General features: G+C 69.4%; 20 protein-coding genes and 1 pseudogene. 7 read left to right on the plus strand and 14 right to left on the minus strand.

Annotation, left to right across the window (positions count from 1 at the left end; all coding sequences use genetic code 11):
- The 5 genes from AB4Z09_RS08390 to AB4Z09_RS08410 all read right to left on the minus strand — a co-directional run.
- Window positions 1-629: signal peptidase I (locus AB4Z09_RS08390; protein WP_442239532.1), on the minus strand; the 629-nt coding region annotated here is incomplete at its 3' end.
- A 7-nt stretch (window positions 630-636) separates the two neighbouring features.
- On the minus strand, window positions 637-1,230 hold the full coding sequence (locus tag AB4Z09_RS08395; protein WP_174908467.1) for a TasA family protein: 594 nt from the start codon (window positions 1,228-1,230) through the stop codon (window positions 637-639).
- Window positions 1,231-1,241: 11 nt separating this feature from the next.
- Complete coding sequence (locus AB4Z09_RS08400; RefSeq protein WP_442239533.1) at window positions 1,242-1,877, minus strand: signal peptidase I; 636 nt, start codon at window positions 1,875-1,877, stop codon at window positions 1,242-1,244.
- A complete protein-coding gene (locus AB4Z09_RS08405) occupies window positions 1,877-2,431 on the minus strand; it encodes a hypothetical protein (RefSeq protein ID WP_254622815.1) in 555 nt (184 codons plus the stop codon). The genes AB4Z09_RS08400 and AB4Z09_RS08405 overlap by 1 nt, the downstream gene beginning before the upstream one ends.
- Window positions 2,432-2,434: 3 nt before the next feature.
- Window positions 2,435-2,962, minus strand: a complete 528-nt coding sequence (locus tag AB4Z09_RS08410; protein ID WP_442239534.1) for an alternate-type signal peptide domain-containing protein — start codon at window positions 2,960-2,962, stop codon at window positions 2,435-2,437.
- Window positions 2,963-3,267: 305 nt separating this feature from the next.
- Here AB4Z09_RS08410 and AB4Z09_RS08415 point away from each other — a divergent pair.
- Window positions 3,268-4,645 (plus strand): annotated as a pseudogene (locus AB4Z09_RS08415) (thiamine pyrophosphate-binding protein); the annotation flags it as partial.
- On the opposite strand, the gene AB4Z09_RS08420 reads toward AB4Z09_RS08415, so the two are convergent.
- Together AB4Z09_RS08420 and AB4Z09_RS08425 are read right to left on the minus strand one after the other, a co-directional pair.
- Complete coding sequence (locus tag AB4Z09_RS08420) at window positions 4,632-4,925, minus strand: thiamine pyrophosphate-binding protein (RefSeq protein WP_442239535.1); 294 nt, start codon at window positions 4,923-4,925, stop codon at window positions 4,632-4,634. The pseudogene AB4Z09_RS08415 and the gene AB4Z09_RS08420 overlap by 14 nt on opposite strands.
- Window positions 4,922-5,698, minus strand: a complete 777-nt coding sequence (locus tag AB4Z09_RS08425) for a cyclase family protein (RefSeq protein ID WP_442239577.1) — start codon at window positions 5,696-5,698, stop codon at window positions 4,922-4,924. Before AB4Z09_RS08425 ends, AB4Z09_RS08420 begins: the two co-directional genes overlap by 4 nt.
- A gap of 281 nt (window positions 5,699-5,979) precedes the next feature.
- On the opposite strand from AB4Z09_RS08425, the gene AB4Z09_RS08430 reads away from it, so the two are divergent.
- Window positions 5,980-6,393 (plus strand): cold-shock protein, encoded by a 414-nt coding sequence (locus AB4Z09_RS08430; RefSeq protein ID WP_174908475.1) that lies wholly within the window; start codon window positions 5,980-5,982, stop codon window positions 6,391-6,393.
- A gap of 89 nt (window positions 6,394-6,482) precedes the next feature.
- Here AB4Z09_RS08430 and AB4Z09_RS08435 read toward each other — a convergent pair whose 3' ends face one another.
- The 3 genes from AB4Z09_RS08435 to AB4Z09_RS08445 form a co-directional block, all read right to left on the minus strand.
- Window positions 6,483-6,983, minus strand: a complete 501-nt coding sequence (locus tag AB4Z09_RS08435; RefSeq protein WP_114722917.1) for a DUF2771 family protein — start codon at window positions 6,981-6,983, stop codon at window positions 6,483-6,485.
- Window positions 6,984-7,007: 24 nt separating this feature from the next.
- Window positions 7,008-8,807 carry an MFS transporter gene (locus AB4Z09_RS08440; RefSeq protein WP_217487189.1) on the minus strand — a complete coding sequence of 600 codons (1,800 nt, stop codon included), beginning with the start codon at window positions 8,805-8,807 and terminating at the stop codon, window positions 7,008-7,010.
- Window positions 8,808-8,908: 101 nt separating this feature from the next.
- Window positions 8,909-9,730, minus strand: coding sequence for a glutaminyl-peptide cyclotransferase (locus tag AB4Z09_RS08445; protein WP_442239536.1), 822 nt, complete (start codon window positions 9,728-9,730; stop codon window positions 8,909-8,911).
- A 51-nt stretch (window positions 9,731-9,781) separates the two neighbouring features.
- Between AB4Z09_RS08445 and AB4Z09_RS08450 the strand changes: the two genes are divergently transcribed.
- The 3 genes from AB4Z09_RS08450 to AB4Z09_RS08460 are packed head-to-tail and all read left to right on the plus strand — an operon-like array spanning window position 9,782 to window position 13,975.
- Window positions 9,782-10,642, plus strand: a complete 861-nt coding sequence (locus AB4Z09_RS08450; RefSeq protein ID WP_254622949.1) for a DUF3027 domain-containing protein — start codon at window positions 9,782-9,784, stop codon at window positions 10,640-10,642.
- Window positions 10,639-13,410: a sacsin N-terminal ATP-binding-like domain-containing protein gene (locus AB4Z09_RS08455; RefSeq protein WP_442239578.1), complete on the plus strand. Its 2,772-nt coding sequence runs from the start codon at window positions 10,639-10,641 to the stop codon at window positions 13,408-13,410. The genes AB4Z09_RS08450 and AB4Z09_RS08455 overlap by 4 nt, the downstream gene beginning before the upstream one ends.
- 10 nt (window positions 13,411-13,420) lie before the next feature.
- Window positions 13,421-13,975 (plus strand): phosphatase PAP2 family protein, encoded by a 555-nt coding sequence (locus AB4Z09_RS08460; RefSeq protein ID WP_114722919.1) that lies wholly within the window; start codon window positions 13,421-13,423, stop codon window positions 13,973-13,975.
- A 45-nt stretch (window positions 13,976-14,020) separates the two neighbouring features.
- On the opposite strand, the gene AB4Z09_RS08465 is transcribed toward AB4Z09_RS08460, so the two are convergent.
- On the minus strand, window positions 14,021-14,269 hold the full coding sequence (locus tag AB4Z09_RS08465; RefSeq protein ID WP_114722920.1) for a DUF2530 domain-containing protein: 249 nt from the start codon (window positions 14,267-14,269) through the stop codon (window positions 14,021-14,023).
- Between the two features lie 80 nt (window positions 14,270-14,349).
- Between AB4Z09_RS08465 and AB4Z09_RS08470 the strand changes: the two genes are divergently transcribed.
- Both AB4Z09_RS08470 and AB4Z09_RS08475 read left to right on the plus strand, forming a co-directional pair.
- The gene (locus tag AB4Z09_RS08470; protein WP_114722921.1) at window positions 14,350-15,840 is read left to right on the plus strand and encodes an NCS2 family permease; all 1,491 of its coding nucleotides are present in this window, start codon (window positions 14,350-14,352) and stop codon (window positions 15,838-15,840) included.
- A 35-nt stretch (window positions 15,841-15,875) separates the two neighbouring features.
- Window positions 15,876-16,307 carry a MarR family winged helix-turn-helix transcriptional regulator gene (locus tag AB4Z09_RS08475; protein WP_174908478.1) on the plus strand — a complete coding sequence of 144 codons (432 nt, stop codon included), beginning with the start codon at window positions 15,876-15,878 and terminating at the stop codon, window positions 16,305-16,307.
- A gap of 53 nt (window positions 16,308-16,360) precedes the next feature.
- On the opposite strand, the gene AB4Z09_RS08480 is transcribed toward AB4Z09_RS08475, so the two are convergent.
- From AB4Z09_RS08480 to AB4Z09_RS08490, 3 genes are read right to left on the minus strand one after another with little or no spacing between them, the layout of a single operon-like run.
- Window positions 16,361-17,374, minus strand: a complete 1,014-nt coding sequence (locus tag AB4Z09_RS08480) for a winged helix-turn-helix transcriptional regulator (protein WP_174908480.1) — start codon at window positions 17,372-17,374, stop codon at window positions 16,361-16,363.
- 8 nt (window positions 17,375-17,382) lie between these two features.
- Entirely contained in the window at window positions 17,383-18,915 is a 1,533-nt protein-coding gene (locus tag AB4Z09_RS08485) for a carotenoid oxygenase family protein (RefSeq protein ID WP_174908482.1), read from the minus strand.
- Between the two features lie 10 nt (window positions 18,916-18,925).
- Window positions 18,926-20,149, minus strand: coding sequence for an acetyl-CoA acetyltransferase (locus AB4Z09_RS08490; RefSeq protein ID WP_442239537.1), 1,224 nt, complete (start codon window positions 20,147-20,149; stop codon window positions 18,926-18,928).
- Window positions 20,150-20,194: the final 45 nt, after the last annotated feature.

A 20,194-nucleotide genomic window follows, 5' to 3' on the forward strand; every position in this document is an offset into this window, starting at 1 on the left:
GTGGGAGACATGGGTTCGACCTTCGACTCGATGACTGGCACGAATTCGGTGGTGGCAGCGTCCTCGATAGACGAACCCGGGCCGGTCGCCTGGTCGTCGTCGCTGTCGTCGTCATTCTTCTTGGCTGGGCGTACCACGATCATCAGTAGAGCGCCGACGAAAGCGCCGCCGAGGAGGAGTGCAGCGGGGCTCGACAGCCACGCCACCACGTAGCCGAGTCCGCCGACGCTCGTGAAGACGCGATCGGCTTCGGTGATTGCGTAGGGTTCGATGTCGGGGTCCTGGTTGGCATCGCCCTTGAGTGTGACGAGCACGGTGCCACCGGCCTGTGGATCGAGCGCGTGCACGCGGTGCGTGATGCGGGTGCCCTGCGTATTCTCGACGCTGACAACGTCACCAACCTTCAGATCGGTGGCTGGGACGTTGCGAGACAACGCGAGTGAACCGGTTGTGATCTCGGGCGACATCGAACCGGACCGGAAGATCAGCGGCTTGACGCCGAACACCATTGCGGCGACGGTCGCCACTATGCAGATCACGCCAGCGACGGCACCGATGGTGAGCGCGGTTTCTCGGCAGAGCCAGCTGATTGATCTTGGCCGGCGCGAAGCCTTCTCATTGTCAGACATTGCTACCTCACGCCGTGGTCGCCGCAAAGGCGAATGAGACGTTGACCGTCTTGTTCTGCGAGGCGACTGTCACGGTGGGGTCGAGTGCGACGCGGAAACACAGTGTCTCCGAACCGGTCGACGGGGCGAGGTTGCGGCCGACGGTGATGATCGGCTTGGCTGCGCTGGTGGACAGGGCCGTGGGGGCGATGATCTGGTTTGCGCACGCGGCGTCGAGGACAGTGACCTTGAGGAATCCGGCCAGGGTGGCGTCGCCGGTTGCAGAGGCCGACATCGTATAGCTGAACGGGGCAGTGCCCTTGTTCTGGATCGGCAGGGCGGCCTGGACACTGTCGCCCGGCATCATGTCGGTCTTGTTCAGCGTTGTGAACGCGTACGCGGGATTGCCCTGATTGTTGTTGAGCTGCAGGTCGATCGAGGCAACGCTGAAAACACCCGACGTCGCGGTTGCGGTGTCACTCCACGCGGCCATAGTGCCGACCGCACCCAGACCGAGCACGATTCCGAGGGAGAGTGCGGCGCGCACTCGGCCGCCACCTAACGCCTTGCGCACGCGGGTACCGGAGGTGGGAGTCGATGAGGAGTGCTCGGGGCGAGGCATCGCGGTCCTTCTTACTTCGTCGTGGCCGGCGCGTCGGCGTCGACAACGGGGATTACGGCAGTGACGGTGGAGTCGTCGTCGGAGGCCGACTCGGGTCGGCGCTTGCGGGCCTTGTCCAGGCCTGAGCTGACGAACATCGACACCGCGTAGATCAGCAGACCGCCGACGACCACCACGAGGAGGTCCGAGCGCTGCTTGCCGGTGATGTAGTTGTTGACATACCCCACATAGGGCACGGAGTACCAGACCTTGCCCCGAACCTGCTCGGGTACAACCGGTCTCTCGTCGGGTGACGGGTTGTTGTCGCCGTGCGTCACAAACGTCAGTTCGCCCTGAGACGTGCGCCGCACCTGGGTGATCCGGTGGGTCACAACATCCGGCTTGCCGGACTCCCACTGAAAGGTGATGGGGTCGCCGACCGCGAGTGTCTGCGGGTCCTGCGGTCGCACAACGATGAGCGTTCCCGGAGGATACGTGGGCTTCATCGAACCGGTCAGCACCGTATATGGGGTGGCGCCGACGATTCGTGGAATCACGATCGTCAGCGCCAGGATGCCGACCATCGCGATGAGCAGCAGCCAAGAGACGACGGACTTCACCCACCACCAAATGGTGGTGGGCTCGTCCCTCCCGACCGCGTTACTCATCAGGACTCCGAAGCGAAGGTGAATGTTGCCGTGGTGCTGGCGCCTTGAATTGCTGCAGCGCCGACTGTGCCGCGAAGACACAGCACCTCGGACGCACCTGAGCCGAGAGTGCGCCATTGCGGCGACGTGGGAGTCTGCGCACCGACCATCGCCCCGCTGTAAAGCTGCGTTGCCCCAGTCGGGTTGGCGTCTGCGGGGCATGCCGCCTCTGAGCCGACGGTCGATACCGTGAGCGTCAGGGGCACAGCAGCATCGGATTGCGCGACGTTCTGCAGTCGGTACTTCATTGGCACGTTGCCGGAGTTGCGCACCGTCAGCGGAGCCTGCGCGAAGCCTCCGGGTATCAGGTTGGTCTTGCCCAGGGCCGAGAACGCGAAGTTGCTCTGCGTCGTGCCGCCGGCACCGACACCGATGTCGAGGGTTCCGGAGGTGATGGTTCCCCCGGCGAGGCTCTTGGAGTCACTCCACAGGGCGCCGGTCTGCTGGGTGGAGAAGAAGATCAGACCCAGGGCCGGCACCGCTGCGAGTGCCCACCAACGGTGGTTTTTGGACAACTGTCAGGAATCCTGCGTGAGGTCCAGAACGACGTTGCCGAAGGTCACGCTCTGGTTCTGTGCAACCTGGTTCGCGGTTGCCGCGTCGAACGTGAACTGGACCTGAACGTTGACGGTCTGGTTGTCGTTTGCACTGGTGATGGCGACGCCATCCTCGTCTGTGGGCAGCGTGGTGCCGCCAACCGATGCGGTCGTCACGGCGCTCAGCTTGGCGGCAAGTTCGTTGCCAGTCAGGCCGGGGACTGTTGCCTTGAGGTGTGCCGCGAGGTTGTCGCCCGAGGCGCCGATGGTCGCTGTGGCGTTGTAGCTGATGACGTCGCCCGGGACAACCTTGTATGTGGAGATGTCGATGCTCTGGCCGCCCTTGGTCCACGTCGGGGTTCCAGACGTGGTCAGGGTGAGCTTTCCGGACTGGATCGCGCCGCCGGCGAGCGATTCGGTGTCGCTCCACAGCGCGAACGAGCCGGCACCACCGGCGAGGAGCAGCGCCGCTGCGCCGGCGGCGATTGCGCCCTTGGTCTGCTTGTTCATGCGGGTGTTCTCGTTTCTTCTGGCCCCGGGGCAGGGGTCGTTACAAGGGGTGGTGCGTCGGCACTCAGACACTTGGACCAGTCAAAACTTTGTTTCACGCATACACCTGGTCGGCGCTTGTCCGGCGCTGGCAGAGCTGGTGGAGCAGATGAACTGGTGGAACAGATCGGCACAACCCCCGCGCTGCGCCGGAGCAATTTGTAGCACCTTCTGCGCCTGGTTGAAGGTAAAACTGGTCAAATGTCCAGTAGAAAGGTTCGTCCTGATCGGTTCAGCTGGTGCGGCAACGCCGACCAGCACCGACAGCCAGCACCGAAACCCCGCTGATCGTGCTCACCGCCGACACCGCGGGCGCGGCGGTGCGGTCGAACTTCCGGATCGACCAGGACGCGTTGGCGCGCAGCGTCGGTGCCGTCGCCGAGCGGGTGCATTCGGCGGCGTCGGCGGTGGCCGACACCGTCCGCGCGTACCGCACGGCGGTGCGGGAGCGCCGGACGGTGGTGCTGAGCCTGCCGCTGGGGGTGCAGGAGGCGCCGGCGCCGGATTCGTGGACGGTTCCGCTGCTGCCGCCGGTGCAGCGCATCCGACCCGACGTGGACGCGCTCCACGCGCTGGTGTCGGTGCTGGAGAAGGCGCAGCGGCCGGTGTTCGTCGCCGGGCGGCGCCCGCGATGCCGGCCCGCAGATCGCGGCGCTCGCGGATGAGGTCGGCGCGCTGGTCGCGACGTCGGCGGTGGCCAACGGTTTGTTCGAGGGAGATCCGTTCTCGCTCGGCATCTCCGGCGGCTTCTCGAGCCCGCTCACCGCGGAACTGATCGCCGGCGCCGACGTGATCGTGGGCTGGGGCTGCGCGTTGAACATGTGGACCATGCGGCACGGGTCGCTCATCGGCCCGGAGGCCACCGTCGTGCAGGTGGACATCGAGGACTCGGCGCTGGGCGCGAACCGGCCGATCGACCTGGGTGTGCTGGGCGACTGCCGGGAGACCGCGGCCGTCGCGCTCGAGCGGGTGCGTGAGGGCGGTCACGGCTACCGCAGCGACGAGGTGCACTCGCGCATTGCGGCGCAGGGCCGTTGGAACGACGTGCCGTTCGACGACCTGTCCACCGCGACGACGATCGACCCGCGCCTGCTCTCACGGGAGCTGGACGTGATCCTGCCGCGGGAGCGGACGGTGTCGGTGGACTCCGGCAACTTCATGGGTTACCCCAGCGCGTACCTGTCGGTGCCGGACGAGTTCGGCTTCTGCTTCACGCAGGCGTTCCAGTCGATCGGGCTGGGCCTGGCCACGGCGGTCGGCACCGCACTGGCACAACCGGATCCGCTGCCGGTCGCGGCGCTCGGTGACGGCGGATTCCTCATGGGGATCTCAGAGTTGGAGACCGTGGTACGCCTGGGACTGCCGATGGTGCTGGTGGTCTACAACGACAGCGCGTACGGCGCCGAAGTGCACCACTTCGACTCTCCCGGCACCGACCATTCGGCGGTCACCTTCCCCGACACCGACATTGCGGCCATCGCCCGTGGGTACGGCGCCGAGGCGGTCACGGTGCGGTCGGTCGGCGACCTCGACGCGGTGCGCGCATGGGTCGCGGGTCCGCGAACCCGTCCGCTGCTGATCGACACGAAGGTCGCCTCCGACGGCGGCGCGTGGTGGCTCGCCGAGGCGTTCAAGGGCCACTGACGGGCGTGCGGCTCTTGGCCGCCTCACCGATCCCCGTCAGCGCATTGGTCAGCCCGCACCCCTGGTGGGTGGTGACGACCGCGGGCAGCTCCGACATGCGCGAGTACGCGTCGGCCATGGTCGCGGCCCCGCCCTCGTGCCGGGCCGCGACGAACGGCACCCCCGCCGCGATCAGGGCGTTGGTGACCGCGAAGTTGCCACTGCCCACCACCCCGAACGCGTGACCGATCCCGAGGTCGGCGAGGGTGCGACCGACCAGCTGCGCGACGGTGGAACTCATGCGCGCTCGACCAGTGCGAACACGCGTGCCGGGCTGCCGGTTCCGCCGACGATCGGCAGCGGCGACGCCACCAGCACCGCGCCCAGCGTCGGCAGCTTGTCGACCTTGCGCAGCTGCGTCAGGCCGTACTTGTCGTGGCCCAGCAGGAAGTAGTGCGCCGGGAACATCGGGTCGAAGCCGCCCGCGATGCCGGCGTCGATGCCGACCGTCTCCACACCGAACCCGGTGATGGGGCTCGACTCGGCCAGCCATTTGGCCGCCGCCACCGACAGGCCGGGGGTGTGCGGGCCGTCGGCGTCCGCGTTCGCGAAACGCACCGGGTCGCTGCCCCGCTCGCCCCAGCCGGTGCGCAGGATCAGCCACGCGCCGTCGGGCAGCGGGCCGTGCTCGGCCTCCCACGCCTCGATGTGTTCCACCTCGAGCACGAAGTCCGGGTTCGCCTCCACCTCGGCGGTGACGTCGATGACCGCGACCGGACCGATCAGCCGCTCCGGCGGAATCTGGTCGACGCTGGCGCCGTCCCGCCCGGTGATCCAGTGCGTCGGCGCATCCAGATGGGTGCCGGTGTGTTCGCCGGTGTGCAGGTTGTTCCACGCCCACATCGGGCCGTCGTCGTCGAAGTTGCTGACCGTCTCGAGTCCCGCCGGGATGGTGTTGGCGAACGGCTCCGGCAGATGCAGGACCGGTGTGTCCGAGCTGAGCGGCGCGGTCAGGTCGAGCACCTCGATGCTCTTGGAGCCGATCTTGGTGAGCAGGTCGGTCAGCGTCGTCACTATCTCGTCCCATCGGTCGTCGGAGGGGTCGTCGGAGGGGTCGGGCCCGCCGAGCACCCCGACCATCTGCACAGTATCGAGCACGACGCCGACGAACCGACCGCCCGGTCACCCGGTCGAGAGGCCGCCGCGTGCCGGGAAAGGAGGATGCCGGGCAGCTGGCCAGGCGGGTACACTCGGCCATTCACGCGTCCCGCACTCCGAGTGGGGCGCGTTGTTTTGCATGTATCCACGCGCGCGCTCAACGACGAGTGCGGCAGGCAGATGAGCGGGTGAACACGGTGCCTACCGGCAAGGTGAAGTGGTACGACGTCGAGAAGGGTTTCGGCTTCCTGTCCCAGGAAGAGGGGGAGGACGTCTACGTCCGCGCGGCGGCGCTGCCCGAAGGCGTCGAGGGCCTCAAGGCCGGCCAGCGCGTCGAATTCGGCATGGCCGCCGGACGCCGCGGCCCGCAGGCGCTGAGCGTCAAGGTGCTCGATCCGGCGCCGACGCTGCGTCAGAGCGGCGGCGCGCGCAAGGAGGCCGTGGCCCGCAAGCACTCGCCCGACGAACTGCACGGCATGGTCGAGGACATGATCACGCTGCTCGAGGCCAAGATCCAGCCGGACCTGCGCAAGGGCAAGTACCCGGACCGCAAGACCGCGCAGCGGATCTCCGAGGTGGTGCGCGCCGTGGCGCGCGAGCTCGACAGCTGAGTGGACTCACTGCGGTAAGCAGTCGCTGACAGACGAAACGGGAGCCCTCCGATGATCATCGGAGGGCTCCCGTTTCGTCGTTCCTGGGGTCAGGAGGCCGGGGCGACCTGTCCGCCGCCGGGCATCGGGATGGTCTGCAGGGCCCACACCGGTGCCAGCCCGCCCTGCGCGGGAAGCTGGATGATGGCGCTGATCAGCTGCTCGCCCGGATTGCCGGGCACCGTCACCGCCCACGCCTCGCCGGGGGTGTAGTCGCGGTAGCCCTCGAAGATCTCGCCGGTCTTCGGGTTACCGATCTGGACGTTGAGACGCCAGTCGGAGTCCGCGACCTCCTTGGGCAGCGACAGCTGCAGCGGGTAGCCCTCGGGCACGTGGAGTTCGACGATCTCGAGCCCCTCGCACTGCAGCGTCTGGTCGCAGAACCCCGGCGTGGCCGAGACGGTCTCCTGCTTCGAGTACGCGGTGATGGTCGGCAGCTTCTCCTCCGACTGACCGACGAGGTAGGCGACGACCCCTGCAAGACCGGCCGCCGCGACCACCACTAGGGCCGCGATCAGCGCGACAATCTTTTTCGTCCGGTCCTGCATCATGGAATCCGTTTCTCGTTCGGTGGATCAGTCGGCACGAGGGCTGTGGCCGACGGTGGTCTCCTGGTTCACGTGCTCCGGTCGCTTGCCGCCCAGTCCCGGCAGCAGCGACGCGCCGCGGTACGTGAGGACGGTCTGCACCAGCCCGATCGTAAGCACCACCGACACGACCGTGAAACCGATCCACAGTTCGGTGGGCAGCAGGACGCCCATCGCGCCGCCGATGACCCAGCTGAGCTGCAGGACGGTCTCGGACCGGCCGAAACCGGATGCGATGGACTCTTCGGGCAGGTCTTGCTGCAGCGACGCGTCCAGCGACACCTTCGCCAGGGCGCTGGCGGCCGATGCCACGAGCGCTGCGAGCGCCGCGGTGAGCAGGTTACCGGTGACCGCCGCGATGATCGCGACGACCGTCACCGCGATCGTGCAGCGCAGCACCATCACCGCGGGCCGCCCCAGCTCCAGCCGGGCGCCGGCGGCATTGCCGGCGAAGTTGCCGATGCCGGCGGCCGCGCCCACCAGGCCGAGCATCGCGGCCTGCATCAGCGCCGCGTGTTCGGTGCTGGCCTTCGCGACGAACGCGATGTACAGCGTCAGGAATCCGGTGAGCACGCGGATGGTGCCGTTGCCCCACAGTCCGGTGACCACCACGCGGCCCAGGGGTTGGCGTCGCTTGTCCGGTTTGACGCTCGCCACGGCGGACACGTCGATCAGTTCGGTGGGGGAGTCGTCGCCGTGGAAGGTCAGCGTGGCCGGCACCTCACCCTCGGTGACCTCCACCCACGCCGGGATCCGCATGCTCAGGTAGGCGCCGAACGCGGTGATGAGCGCGGCCAACCAGAGCGCCCCGGTGGACCCGGTGACCAGCGCGAGGGCGCCGGCCAGCGCGCCCGCGCCGATGGTGCCGCCGAGCAGGCCGAACACCGTCAGCCGCGAATTGACCCGCACCAGATCGATTTCCGGTGGCAGCACACGAGGGGTCACGGCGCTCTTGAGGACCGAGAACGATTTGCTGAGCACCATCATGCCCAGCGCACACGGGTAGAGCGCCCAGCTGTCGAAGTTGAAGACGAGGACGAGCGCGAGCACCGTCCGCAGCGCGAACGACGACGCCAGCGCGATCCGGCGACCCCGCTGCAGGCGGTCGAGCGCCGGGCCGATCAGCGGGGCGATCACCGCGAACGGCGCGATCGTGATCAACAGGTACAGCGCGACCTTGGTCTTGTCCTCGCCGGTGGCCGCCGAGAAGAACAGCGTGTTGGCCAGCGCCACGGCGATCGCGGCGTCGGTCGCGAAGTTCGCCATCACCGCGTACGTGAGGGCGGTGAGCCCGGACTTGTCGGCGCCGTCCGCGGTCGCAGCCCGCCGGAACGTCGCGATGCTCTTGTTGGTCAGCTCGCGGCTGCGCATCGCGGCGACCCGGGTGACCGTCAGCTTCCGCGGCATCGGCCGCGGCTTGGGTGCCCCGTCGTCGGTGTCGGCCTCGAGCGCCTCCGCGTCCTGCTTGGAGAACCGTCGGGTCGACTGCTCCTGGTGTTCGGGCGGCTGCTCCACGCGCGCGGTCTCGTCGGGGCCCGGCGCGGCCTGCCCGTTCCGGTCCTGCCCGGTGCGGCTCGGCTCGCCCTGGCTGTGTCCGTTCGGTCCCGGCGGGATCCGATCGGTGGGCGCGGACCGGTCGACGGGATGCAGCGGGGGCAGCGGAGTGCGCCGGGCGGTGGCACGTCGCGCGGGCGGATAGTTGTCGTAGCCGGGGTGTCGCGGGGGCGCGGGGATACGCGGGTCCTGCCCACGCCGGTCGGCGTCGTGGGGTTCGCGAGGTCCGGTCACCCCCCAATTCTGTCCTAGTCCCCGGACATTGCACGACACGGGCGGTCTGTTCCAGCTAGTTCGGACGTGTCGGATGCGTCACGCGCTCGTCACGTCCGCCCTCAGGCGACGAACCGGACCTCGAACATGCGCGGCCACAGCTTCCCGGTCACGAGGAAGCGGTCGGTGCCCGGAATCTGGGCGATGCCGTTGAGGACGGCGATGTCGCGGCTCTCACCGGACGGCAGGGCCTCGCGCAGCGCGGCGGCATCGATCCGGCCGACCGCCACTCCGGTCGCGGGATCGATCCGCAGGATGGTGTCGGTCTGCCACACATTCGCGTATACGAAACCGTCACTGCTGCATTCGAGTTCGTTGAGCTGATCGATCGCCCGGCCGTCGAGCGTGACATCCACCGACCCCGTCGGCTCGAACGTCGCGGGATCACGGAACGTCAGGGAGTCCGAGCCGTTGCTCATCACCAGGCGGTCCGGTTGCGCGCACAGCCCCCACCCCTCGCCGTCGTACCGGACCTGCTGCTTTTGGGTGAGCGTGTCCCGGTCGCGCGCGACCGCGACACCGTCCTTCCAGGTGAGCTGCCACACCGTGTCGCCGACGACGGTGATCCCCTCACCGAACATCGGGCGCATCAGATCGGCACGCGCCCGCTCGGCGCCGGTGTCGAACTCGGTGGCCCGCACCCACGACCGGCCCACCCGGCCGGTGCTCTCGTACAGCGTGCCGTCGGAGATCTCGAGGCCCTGCGTGAACGCGTCCGGGTCGTGCGGAAGCTCGCGGACGATCTCCGGGCGCAGCGATTGGGCGATGGTCGCGCCCTCCGGCGGGGTGCCGTCGTCGGTGCTTGCGGTGCAGCCGGCGAGCAGCGCAACGGCCAGCACGGACACTCCGACAGCGACGGGATACGGGGTGCGACGCCGATTCACCGGACCAGCATGACAGCCCGCACGAGCACGGTCCGGACCCAGTGCGGCAAGATGGACATTGTGAGTGTTACGTCGTCTCCAGAGAGCGCCGTCGTGCGCCCCGTCCTCGCCGAAGCCGTCGAGCCTGCCCGAGCGGCACTGACCGCGCTCGGTGAGGGTGGTGTGGGGAAGCACCTGGGCGTGACCGGGGAGGACTTCTGCGCGGCCACCCACCGGTTCGAGGCCGAGCTTCCGGGCTATCGCGGCTGGCAGTGGGCCGTCGTGGTGGCCGCAGCCCCCGACTCCGATCGGGTGACGATCAGCGAGTTGGCGCTGCTGCCGGGACCCGACGCGCTCGTCGCCCCCGAATGGCTGCCGTGGGATCAGCGAGTCCGTCCCGGCGACCTGTCGCCCGGCGACCTGCTGGCGCCGCCCGCCGGCGACCCCCGTCTGGTGCCGGGGTACGTCGCGACCGGCGATCCCGAGGTGGACGACGTCGCGCTCGAGATCGGGCTGGGCCGCAAGCAGGTCATGAGCCGCGAGGGTCGACTGGAGTGCGCCGAGCGTTGGCACGACGGCGACTTCGGACCGGACTCGGACATGGCGAAGGCCGCGCCGTCCACGTGTGACCTGTGCGGTTTCTATCTGCCGCTGTCCGGTTCGCTGCACGCGGCGTTCGGCGTGTGCGGAAACGAGATGGCCGCCGACGGTCACGTCGTGCACGCCGCGCACGGCTGCGGCGCGCATTCCGACACCACCCTGCCGACCGGTGCCGGCACCCCGCGCTACGACGCGTACGACGACGCCGCCGTCGAGGTCGTCGAGATCGAGCGCCCGGTCGCGCCCGAGGCACAGGCCGAGGCGACCGCCGAGATGCAGGCCGACGAGCCCACCGATCCCGAGCCCCCGCTGGACCCGGCATCGACCAGCTGACGGATCCGTTCGGCACCGCGGCGCTGCGGGAGGGGACGCTCCTCGCGTGGCGGAACTCGCCGACGCGTCTGCGTGAGGACGCGGCGGCCGAGGCCGACCTCGTCCGCGCCGGCTACCGCGACCGGCTGCTGACCGAACTGGCGCAGAACGCGGCCGACGCCGCCGCCCGCACCGGGATCCCCGGCGCCCTGCGGGTCCAACTGCACGACGACGTGCTCCGGATCGCGAACACCGGTGCACCCCTCGATGTCGAAGGCGTGCACGCGCTCGCCGCGCTCCGTGCCTCCGGGAAGACCGGAAGCTCCGGAGCGTTCGCGGGGGTAGGACGATTCGGCGTCGGATTCACCGCGGTCCGGGCCGTCAGCGACGAGGTGGAACTGCGGTCCACCAGCGGCTCGCTGCTGTTCTCCGCCGCCCGCACCCGTGCCGCCGTCGCGGAGGAGGGCCTGGAGGTGCCCGACGCGGGTGTCCCGGCGCTGCGCCTGGTGTGGGCCACCGACGAACGGCCGCCGTCCGGATTCGACACCGAGGTGGTGCTGCGGCTGCGCCCCGATGTCGATGCCGCGGCCCTGGTGGCCGGATTCGCCGCCGAGGCCGTCGACCTGCTGCTCGAGCTCCCGGGAATCGCGACGATCGAGGTCGGCGACACGGTGCTGCGCCGTACCGAGCGTGAACTCGACGGTGACCGCGCCGGGCTCACCGAGATCACCGTCCGCGACCGCACGTGGTGGCAGTTCCGGGCCGATGCCGCGCGGTGGCTGGTGCCGGTGGTCGACGGGCGGGTGCGCACCGTGACCGCCGACGTCCTGCGTGCCCCCACCCGCTCCGACGAGGAACTGTCGATCCCGGCGCTGCTGATCGCCGACGTCCCGACGCAGCCCGACCGCCGGCGCGTGCTGCCCGGCGCGCCGTTGGCCGCCGTCGCCCGCGGCTACGCACGGTTCGTCGCGGCGCTCCCGCGCGACCAGCGCCCGGATCTGGTGCCGCAGCCCGGATTCGCGCGCAGCGAGGTGGACGCGGCCCTGCGCGAGGAGTTGCTGCGCGAGTTGCGCACGCAGCCGTGGGTGCCCGCCGCCCGCACCGCTGCCTACCCGGATGCCGCCGACCTGGTCCCGACCCGCGCCACCGTGATCCCCGCACTGACCGACGAACTGGCCGATGCGCTCGCCGATGTCGTGCCCGACCTGGTGGACCCGGAGCTGTCGGGGCCGCGGCACGCCCCGGCGCTGGCGGCGGTGGACGTGCACCGGGTGGGACTGGCCCGTATCGCCGAACTGCTGGGCGGCCATCACCGGGAACCGTCGTGGTGGCACGCCCTCTACGACGCGCTCGAACCGCTGGTGGTGGATGCGCTGGCCGTCGAAGAGCTTGCCGCCGTTCCGGTTCCGCTCGCGGACGGTCGCACCGTCACCGGCCCGCGCACCACCGTCACCGGCACCGACCTGGGGCATGCGGTGGATGCGGCCGTCGCGGCCCTGGACTGGGTGCGGCTGGTGCACCCGGACGCCGCCCATCCGCTGCTCAACCGGTTGGGTGCCGAGCGGGCGACCGCGGGGGACCTGCTGTCCGATCCCGCGCTGCGCGCCCGCATCGAGGACGTCGACTACGACGACCCCACCGCCGCAACCGAATTGGCGACCGCAGTGCTCTCGCTGGTCGGACTCGCGCCGCCCGACGCGCGGCCGGGTTGGCTGGGTGAGCTGCCGCTGCCCGACGCCGACGGCGAACTGGTGCCCGCCGACGAACTGCTGCTGCCGGGCGCCCCGCTCGCCGAGCTGCTCGACGACGACTCGCCGTTCGGCACCGTCGACGCGGCACTGGTCGAGCGGGTGGGGGAGGAGTCGCTGCGCGCGCTCGGCGTCGGCTGGGGCTTCTCCGTGATGCGTGCCGAGTTGCCCACCGGCCCCGAACACGACCTCGACGACGAGCCCCGCTGGTGGGACACCCTTTCCGAGGACCCCGAGACGCTGGTCGCGGTGCGGGACCTGGACCTGGTCGATCCCGCGCGGTGGTCGCAGGCGCTGACGCTGCTCGCCGGCGACCCGCTCACCGCGGCCGCGCTCGCCGACCGCGACGGCTACACCGCGTGGTGGCTGCGCACGCACGCCGAGATCGACGGACGGCGCCTCGGCCTGCTGCGCGCACCCGACGACGACACGTTCGCCGGACTGCTCGACGTCTTCGACCACCCGGCCGCACCCGCGCTGGCCGGTGCGCTGGCACCCACCGCGGTCGACGACACCGGGCTGGCCCGGGTGCTGCTCGACCRGCTCGCCGACCCCGAGCGCACCCCCACCCCGGACGTCGTGACCCGCACCCACCGGCTGCTGGCCGCGGCCGCGGACCGCGGCGTGCTGGATCTCGACGAACTGGGCCTGCCGTCCGGCGTGCGCAGCCTCGCGGGCGCCGTCGCCGATCCCGACGTCGCGCTGGTGCTCGACCGCGCGCACCTCGGCGCCGTCGTCCCACCGGGGCGCCTGGTGCTCGGTGCGCTGGACACCGCCGCCGCCCTCGCGGATCTGCTGGATCTGCCGCTCGCGTCGGCCGCGGTCCACGCACAGGTCCTCGGGGACGGCGAGACCAGCACGTGGGATCGCGAACCGGGGGCCGTGCTGGCGTGCACGGTGCTGGGGCTGCCGCTGCCGAGCGGATCCGTCGTCGTGCACGACGAGCTCGTCGTGCGGCTCGGCGGTGCGCTCGACGGTGACGTCGCCGTCGCATGGTGGGTGGACACCGACGGCCGGACCCACTGCCGTCGCCGTCCGTGAGGGGAGAGACATGACGTTCGACCAGTCGGTACTGGACTGGATGCTCGACATCCGCACGCCCGGGCTCACGGACGCCGTCACGGTCGTCACGAACAGCGGCGGGACGCTCGCGGTGTTCGTCATCTCCGCGGTCGTGACGACCGCGCTGCTCGCGCGGCGGTACACCGCGGACGCCGTGATGGTCGCCGGCGCGATGCTCTCCGGCTGGGCGGCGATGAGTTTGCTCAAACTTTTGTTCGGGCGTGAACGGCCGCCCCTGCCGGAGCGTCTCGTGATGCTCGAGAGCTATTCGTTCCCGTCCGGACACGCGATGATGTCCGCGATCCTCGCGTGCGTCCTGGGTGCGGTGGCGGTGCGGATCCTCGCCGCCGGCCTCCGGCGGAACCTGCTGCTGGTGCTGCTGGCGTGCTACACCCTGGCCGTCGGGCTCTCACGGGTGTACCTGGGCGCGCACTGGCTCACCGACGTGCTCGCCGGCTGGGCGTTCGGTGTGGCGTGGGCCGCACTGTGGATCTGGGCGATCACCCGTCGAAATACCCGTTTGACGCGCGCGAACTCCGTGTGAATTCCCTCACCCCGCGGATCGGGCGGCGGTGACGACGTCCGAGGCTCAGGCGAGGCCGCGCTGCGCGCCCCGGCTGCCGCGCCGCGCGGCCCGGCGCTGAACGAGGAACAACGCGAATCCCAGGAGGCCCAGGGCGGTTCCGGCATAACAGACCGGAAGTGCGTCGCTCCACCGGTCGCCCACCAGTAGCACCACGACGGTCGCCAGAACCCACGCTGCCGTGCCCACCGCGAGCACCGGGCGGGGATCGGACAGGCGGGCCACGAGCGTCGACGTGCTATGGATTTCGGTCACACGATTAAGTTACCCCTGCGTCGGTGCCCTAATCTGCCAGGTGCGAACCCCACTTCCCGGCGATTGGACCGAAACTCGACATGGCGGTTACCGACAAAACGACCGAGCCCACGCGGCGGTCGGCGCCCTCGCGGTTGCTCGACACCTACTTCAAGATCACAGAGCGTGGCTCGACCATCAGCACCGAGGTCCGCGGCGGCCTGGTCACGTTCGTGGCCATGGCGTACATCGTCGTCCTCAACCCGCTGATCCTCGGTAGCTTCTCGGCCGACGACGCCGCCGCCAAGACCGACGTCCTCGGCAACATCCTGCCGATCAGCCAGGTCGCGGCGGTGACCGCGCTGGTCGCCGGTCTGATGAGCATCGCCTTCGGCATCATCGCGAACTATCCGTTCGGTATCGCCGCGGGTCTGGGCATCAACAGCCTCCTCGCCGTGTCGATCGCGCCGCAGGTCACCTGGCCCGAGGCGATGGGTCTGGTCGTCATCGACGGCATCATCATCGTGGTGCTGGCCGCGACCGGTTTCCGCACGGCGGTCTTCAACGCCATCCCGCGTGAACTCAAGGCCGCGATCGCCGCCGGTATCGGCATGTTCATCGCGTTCATCGGTCTGGTCGACGCCGGATTCGTCCGCCGCATCCCCGACGCCGCCGGCACGTCCGTCCCCGTCGGCCTCGGCATCAACGGTTCGATCGGCGCGTGGCCGACCGCAGTCTTCGTCTTCGGTGTCCTGCTCATGGGCGTCCTCGTGGTCCGGAAGGTCCGCGGCGGCCTGCTGATCGGCATCGTCGTCACCACCGTGCTCGCCGCGATCATCGAGGCCGTCTTCGATGTCGGCGCCTCCAAGGGCGTCGACCCCAAGGGCTGGAACCTCAGCGTTCCCGTGCTGCCCGACGTCGTCGCGCAGCTGCCCGACCTGAGCCTCGTCGGCGACGTCAGCCTGTTCGGTGCGTTCACCCGCATCGGTGTCCTCGCCGCCAGCCTGCTGGTCTTCACCCTGGTGCTCGCCAACTTCTTCGACGCGATGGGCACCATGACCGGCCTCGGCAAGGAAGCCGGGCTCACCGACAAGGACGACAACCTGCCCGGCGTCGGCAAGGCCCTCGTCGTCGAGGGCGCCGGCGCGATCGTCGGCGGCGGCGCATCCGCGTCGTCCAACACGGTGTTCGTCGAGTCCGCCTCCGGCATCGCCGAGGGCGCCCGCACCGGCCTCGCCAACGTCGTCACCGGTGTGCTGTTCCTGGCCGCGATGTTCCTCACGCCGCTGTACTCGGTGGTCCCGATCGAGGCCGCGGCCCCGGCGCTGGTCGTGGTGGGCGCGTTGATGATCGGCCAGGTGCGCGACATCGACTTCGGCAAGTTCTCGATCGCGCTGCCGGCGTTCCTGACGATCGTCACGATGCCGTTCACGTACTCCATCGCCAACGGCATCGGTGTCGGCTTCATCTCCTACGTGGTCCTCGCGGCCGCGGGCGGCAACGCCAAGAAGGTGCACCCGCTGCTGTGGCTCGTTGCGGCACTGTTCGTCGCGTACTTCGCAGTCGGCCCGATCACTGACGCCGTTACGTGATTGGCGGGGCGCGAGTTCCCGTATTGTTTGATTCTGTGACATCGGATACTCGCGCCCTGGCCAGCGACCTGTCCTTAGCGGTTGTGCGTCTCACGCGCCACCTGCGGGGACGGCGTGCGGAGGCCCAGGTCTCGCTGACGCAGCTGTCGGCGCTCGCCACCCTCGCCGCCGAGGGGTCGATGACGCCGGGCGCTCTGGCCGCGCGCGAGAAGGTCCAGCCGCCGTCGATGACCCGGGTCATCGCGTCGCTCGCCGACCTCGGACTGGTCGATCGCACACCGCATCCCACCGACGGTCGGCAGATCATCGTCTCGCTCTCCGATGCCGGTCACGCCCTCATCGAGGGCGAGACCCAGGCGCGCGAGGCGTGGATGACCGAGAAGCTGTCGGGCCTCGACGACGAGCAGATCGAAACCCTGCGCAACGCCGTCACCATCATCTCCGGTCTGGTCTCCGAGAACGGCTGACTCGACCGATTGCGGCCCCGAAGTCGTTCACGCACAGCCTGATCGGGTCCGCGTCATCGCGAAGGTGATGCGGCGCTCGGTATCTTGTCGAGGTGTTGATCGGCGCGGGGCTCCACCGAGACGGTCCGCGCTTCCAGTGTCGTCTCGCAGTGATCGCACACGAGCCGCGGCACGAACGGCCTCCCGCACCCAGTGTGTGTGAAGACGATCGCCTCGCCCTCGGGTGCAGGAAACCAGTGCTGTCCCCACGTGATCATGCACAACACCACGGGGAAAAAGGCTCGACCCTTCTCGGTCAGGTGGTAGGTCACCCAGTCCGTACGGGCGGTGCTGGGCGATTCGCGAAGGACACCGAGTTCGAGGAACGTCCGTAGTCGATCCGCCACAATCGTGGGTGACGCCTGCATCCGCTCTGCGAACTCGCTGTAGCGCTGCGCCCCGAAGAACGCCGCTCCGAGCATCGCCGCGGACCACCGATTGCCGAGCAACTCCATGGTGTGCGGTAGTACTCGCGGCGGCCGGGCCGCGCCGCTGGACCGCCGCCGACTCGACGCCGCGGGCACGCTGCGGGTCCAGCCGCCACTGGGGCCCATCTCGGCGACAACGTCGCGGGCGCTGGCCGGACGACCGCACGCGGCGCAGTGCGTTACCGGTGTGAACTGGTGTCCACAAGGGGAGTGCCGCATGCTCGGCAGAATGCCCTCGTCCGGTGCCCACTGGAGTTCCCACGACCACACCGAGAGCAGAATCGGCCACACGGCGTGCCCGCACTGGGTGCGCCGGTACTCGTAACGCGCGGGTCTCTCCTGGTAGCAGACCCGATCGAACAGTCCGGCCTCCGTGAGCGCGGCCAGTCGGGCCGACAGGACCGCGTGCGAGATCCCGCCCACCGACATCCAGTCGCGGTACCGCAGTGCGCCTTGGAACGAATGGCGGAGAATCCACAGGTTCCATTCGTCGCCGAGCAGACCGAGCGTCACCGCGATCGCGTTGTCACCACCCGGTGCGAGCATGCGCCCGGCGGTCGGAGCGGTCTGCGCCGCGCCGGAGGCATGTTCGTCGGACATCCCACGAACTATAGTCCGGGACGGTCCAGTCCCACCGCGTCCGTCGGGCTGTCCGCCGTACGCCAACGGGGGAGCGCCGACCCCGGCGCCCACGTCGAATGCGTGCCGCTCGAGATCCGTTCGGGCAGGCGGATCCGCGCGATCGGTCCGTCGGCGACGCGCGCGGCGTCGAACACGAGGCACTCGGAGATGTCCCGGTTGACGTCCGAGGTAATGGTCACCAGGTAGCCGTCGTCCTCGGACGTCGACCCGATCCGCGGGGCCATGACGGTCTCGCTGCCGAACACGCCCTCCCCGAACGCGAAGTGTTCCTCGTTCCCCGTGACGGTGTCGTGCTTGACCAGGCCGTTGAACAGGAACCAGCCCGGAAGCCCGGTCGCCGCGTAGGTGTAGCGGTGACTGCGCCCCGCATGCGCGGGGTTGATCATGCCGAACTCCGTCACCGTCTCCGAAAGACGTTCCTCCCGAACCTCTCCCGTGCGCATGTTCAGCCGCCATCGGTGCAGGTGCGTGCCCATGCGGTCGAGCGCGAGGAAGCGGAACATCCGCTGGTAGGGTCCGCCGTCTCCGGTGTCTTCGGGCTCCGGATGCTCCTGGTGGAAGCCTTCGAGGATGATCTCGTCGCCGCTCTCGTACGCGTTGGTCCAGTGCAGGACGTACGTCGGGTCCGCCTCGAACCACCGGATCTGATCCGAGTTTCCGCGGCGTGGGATCACGCCCAGTCGTAGCGGGACGTCCGGATGGAACCGGGAGACGTACTTGCCCACCGCGAGGGCCTCCGGAACCCAGAACAGGGGGCAGTCGTTGAGGATCGCGTAGTTGTCGGTGAACGCCATGTCGTGCGGCAGGCGCGGACCCGGCAACTCGATGTCGACGTAGTGCACGAGGCGGTCGTCGGCGTCGACCACGCCGTAATGCATGTACGGAGCATCGGTGCCGTAGTTGAAGAACAACAACTCGCCGGTGCGTTCGTCGACCTTGGGATGCGCCGAGATGCCCAGGGCCGATGGGAAGTCGCCGTGCCACGTGGCCTTCCCCAGGGTCTCGAGCGTCGTCGGATCGAGCCGGTAGAGGTCGCCGCACTGCCAGAAACTGGTCTGGGCGACGCCGCCGTGGACCACGACATCGGTGCTCGACGCATCCTTCATCCGACCCCGGGCGCCCCAGCCGTCCTGCCGGATCGACTTCTCCGGCCGCTCGGCAATGCCCGCCCACAGCGGGCCACCGGCCTCCTGCTCGGCGAGGAATCCGTCGGTCTTGACGAAACGGTTGCGGTAGAAAGCCTTTCCGTCGCGGAAGCCGACGACGTGAATCATGCCGTCACCGTCGAAGGGGTGGTACCGGCCCTCCAAGGCCGGATGCGCCGGGTTCTCGGTGTTGCGGAGGTAGACGCCGTCGAGGTCGCTCGGCAACTCGCCCACCACCTCGAGATCGTCGGCGCTGCGCTCGACATGTTGGGGGCGCCACGCCCCCGTGCGGTACGGATGGTCGTCGTCGGCCGGCAGCGTCGTCAGGGCGCGCCCGAGTACCTCGATCTCCATGTGGTTCCTCCTACTGTCCGATCACGAAACTGGCTGTCGTTGCGGTGCTTCCGCCGAAGTTCAACATTGCGGCGCGGCGCGCGTCGGGCACCTGGTTCGCGCCCGCCCGGCCGGTCACCTGGCGGTGGCAGTCGAGCAGCATACGAATTCCGGTGGCGCCCACCGGATGGCCGACGCCGAGCAGGCCGCCGCTCGGGTTCACGGGGATTCGGCCGCCGATCTCGAGGTCGCCGTTCTCGACGGCGCGCCAGCTCTCGCCGGGCGGCGTGATCCCGAAATGATCGATGGCCAGGTACTCGCTGACGGTGAAGCAGTCGTGGGTCTCGATCAGATCGAGGGCGTCGACACCGTCGATCCCCGCGCGGCCGAACGCATCCCGGATCGTAGCCCGCACGTGGGGAGCCACGTAGGGGTCGTCGGCGCTGCATGAGAGCTTGTCCTCGAGTGACAGCCCCACGGTCCGGTGCCCCCAGCCCAGGATGCGGGACTGGTTCGACGTCGCCCCGCCGGAGCGGAGCACGGGGTGGTCCGCGCGGACCAGGACCACTCCGGCGGCGCCGTCGGTGAGGGGTCCGCAGTCGGCCTTCCGCAGCCGGCCCTCCACCGGCGGGTTGGCCACGAGGTCGTCGGTGAACGACGCCTCGGTCCGGTCCCAGCCGCGGGTCTGGGCCAGCGGATTGCGGGCCGCGTTGCGGGCATTGAGTTCCGCGATCGACCACAGGTGGCGTTCGTTCAGGCCGAAGCGCCGCTCGTACTCGTCGGCGATCTTTCCGAACATGTAGGGCCACATGAATTTTGCGTCGGATCCCTCGTGGCCTACCCATGCCGCGGCGCCCATGTGCTGCGCACCCAGGTCGCCGGGAACGGTCTTCTCGAGTTCGACGCCGACGACCAGCGCGCAGTCGTACCTGCCGGACTCGAGATCTGCCATTGCGGCGAGGAGTGCAAGTGACCCCGACGCGCAGGCGCCCTCGTGGCGGGTTGCGGGTGCGCCCCACAATCCGGGCACGACCGAGGCCGGCATCGCGCCGAGGTGGCCCTGGCCGGTGAAGAGCTGCCCGAATGCGTTGCCGACGTGCACGACGTCGATGTCGGAGGGGGTGACTCCCGCATCCGCGAGCGTGCCCTCCACGACCTCTCGGGTCAGGTCTGCGACATCGAGACCCTCCTTCGTCAGGTTGCGGGCGAAATCTGTCTGGTAGCCACCGATCACTCTGATCGCGTCTGTGTCCATGTCGGCTGTTGTCTCCTCGGGTCTTGCGGTTCCATGCGCGTCAGA

This window comes from Rhodococcus sp. TAF43, assembly GCF_052113525.1.
Classification (GTDB): Bacteria; Actinomycetota; Actinomycetes; order Mycobacteriales; family Mycobacteriaceae; genus Prescottella.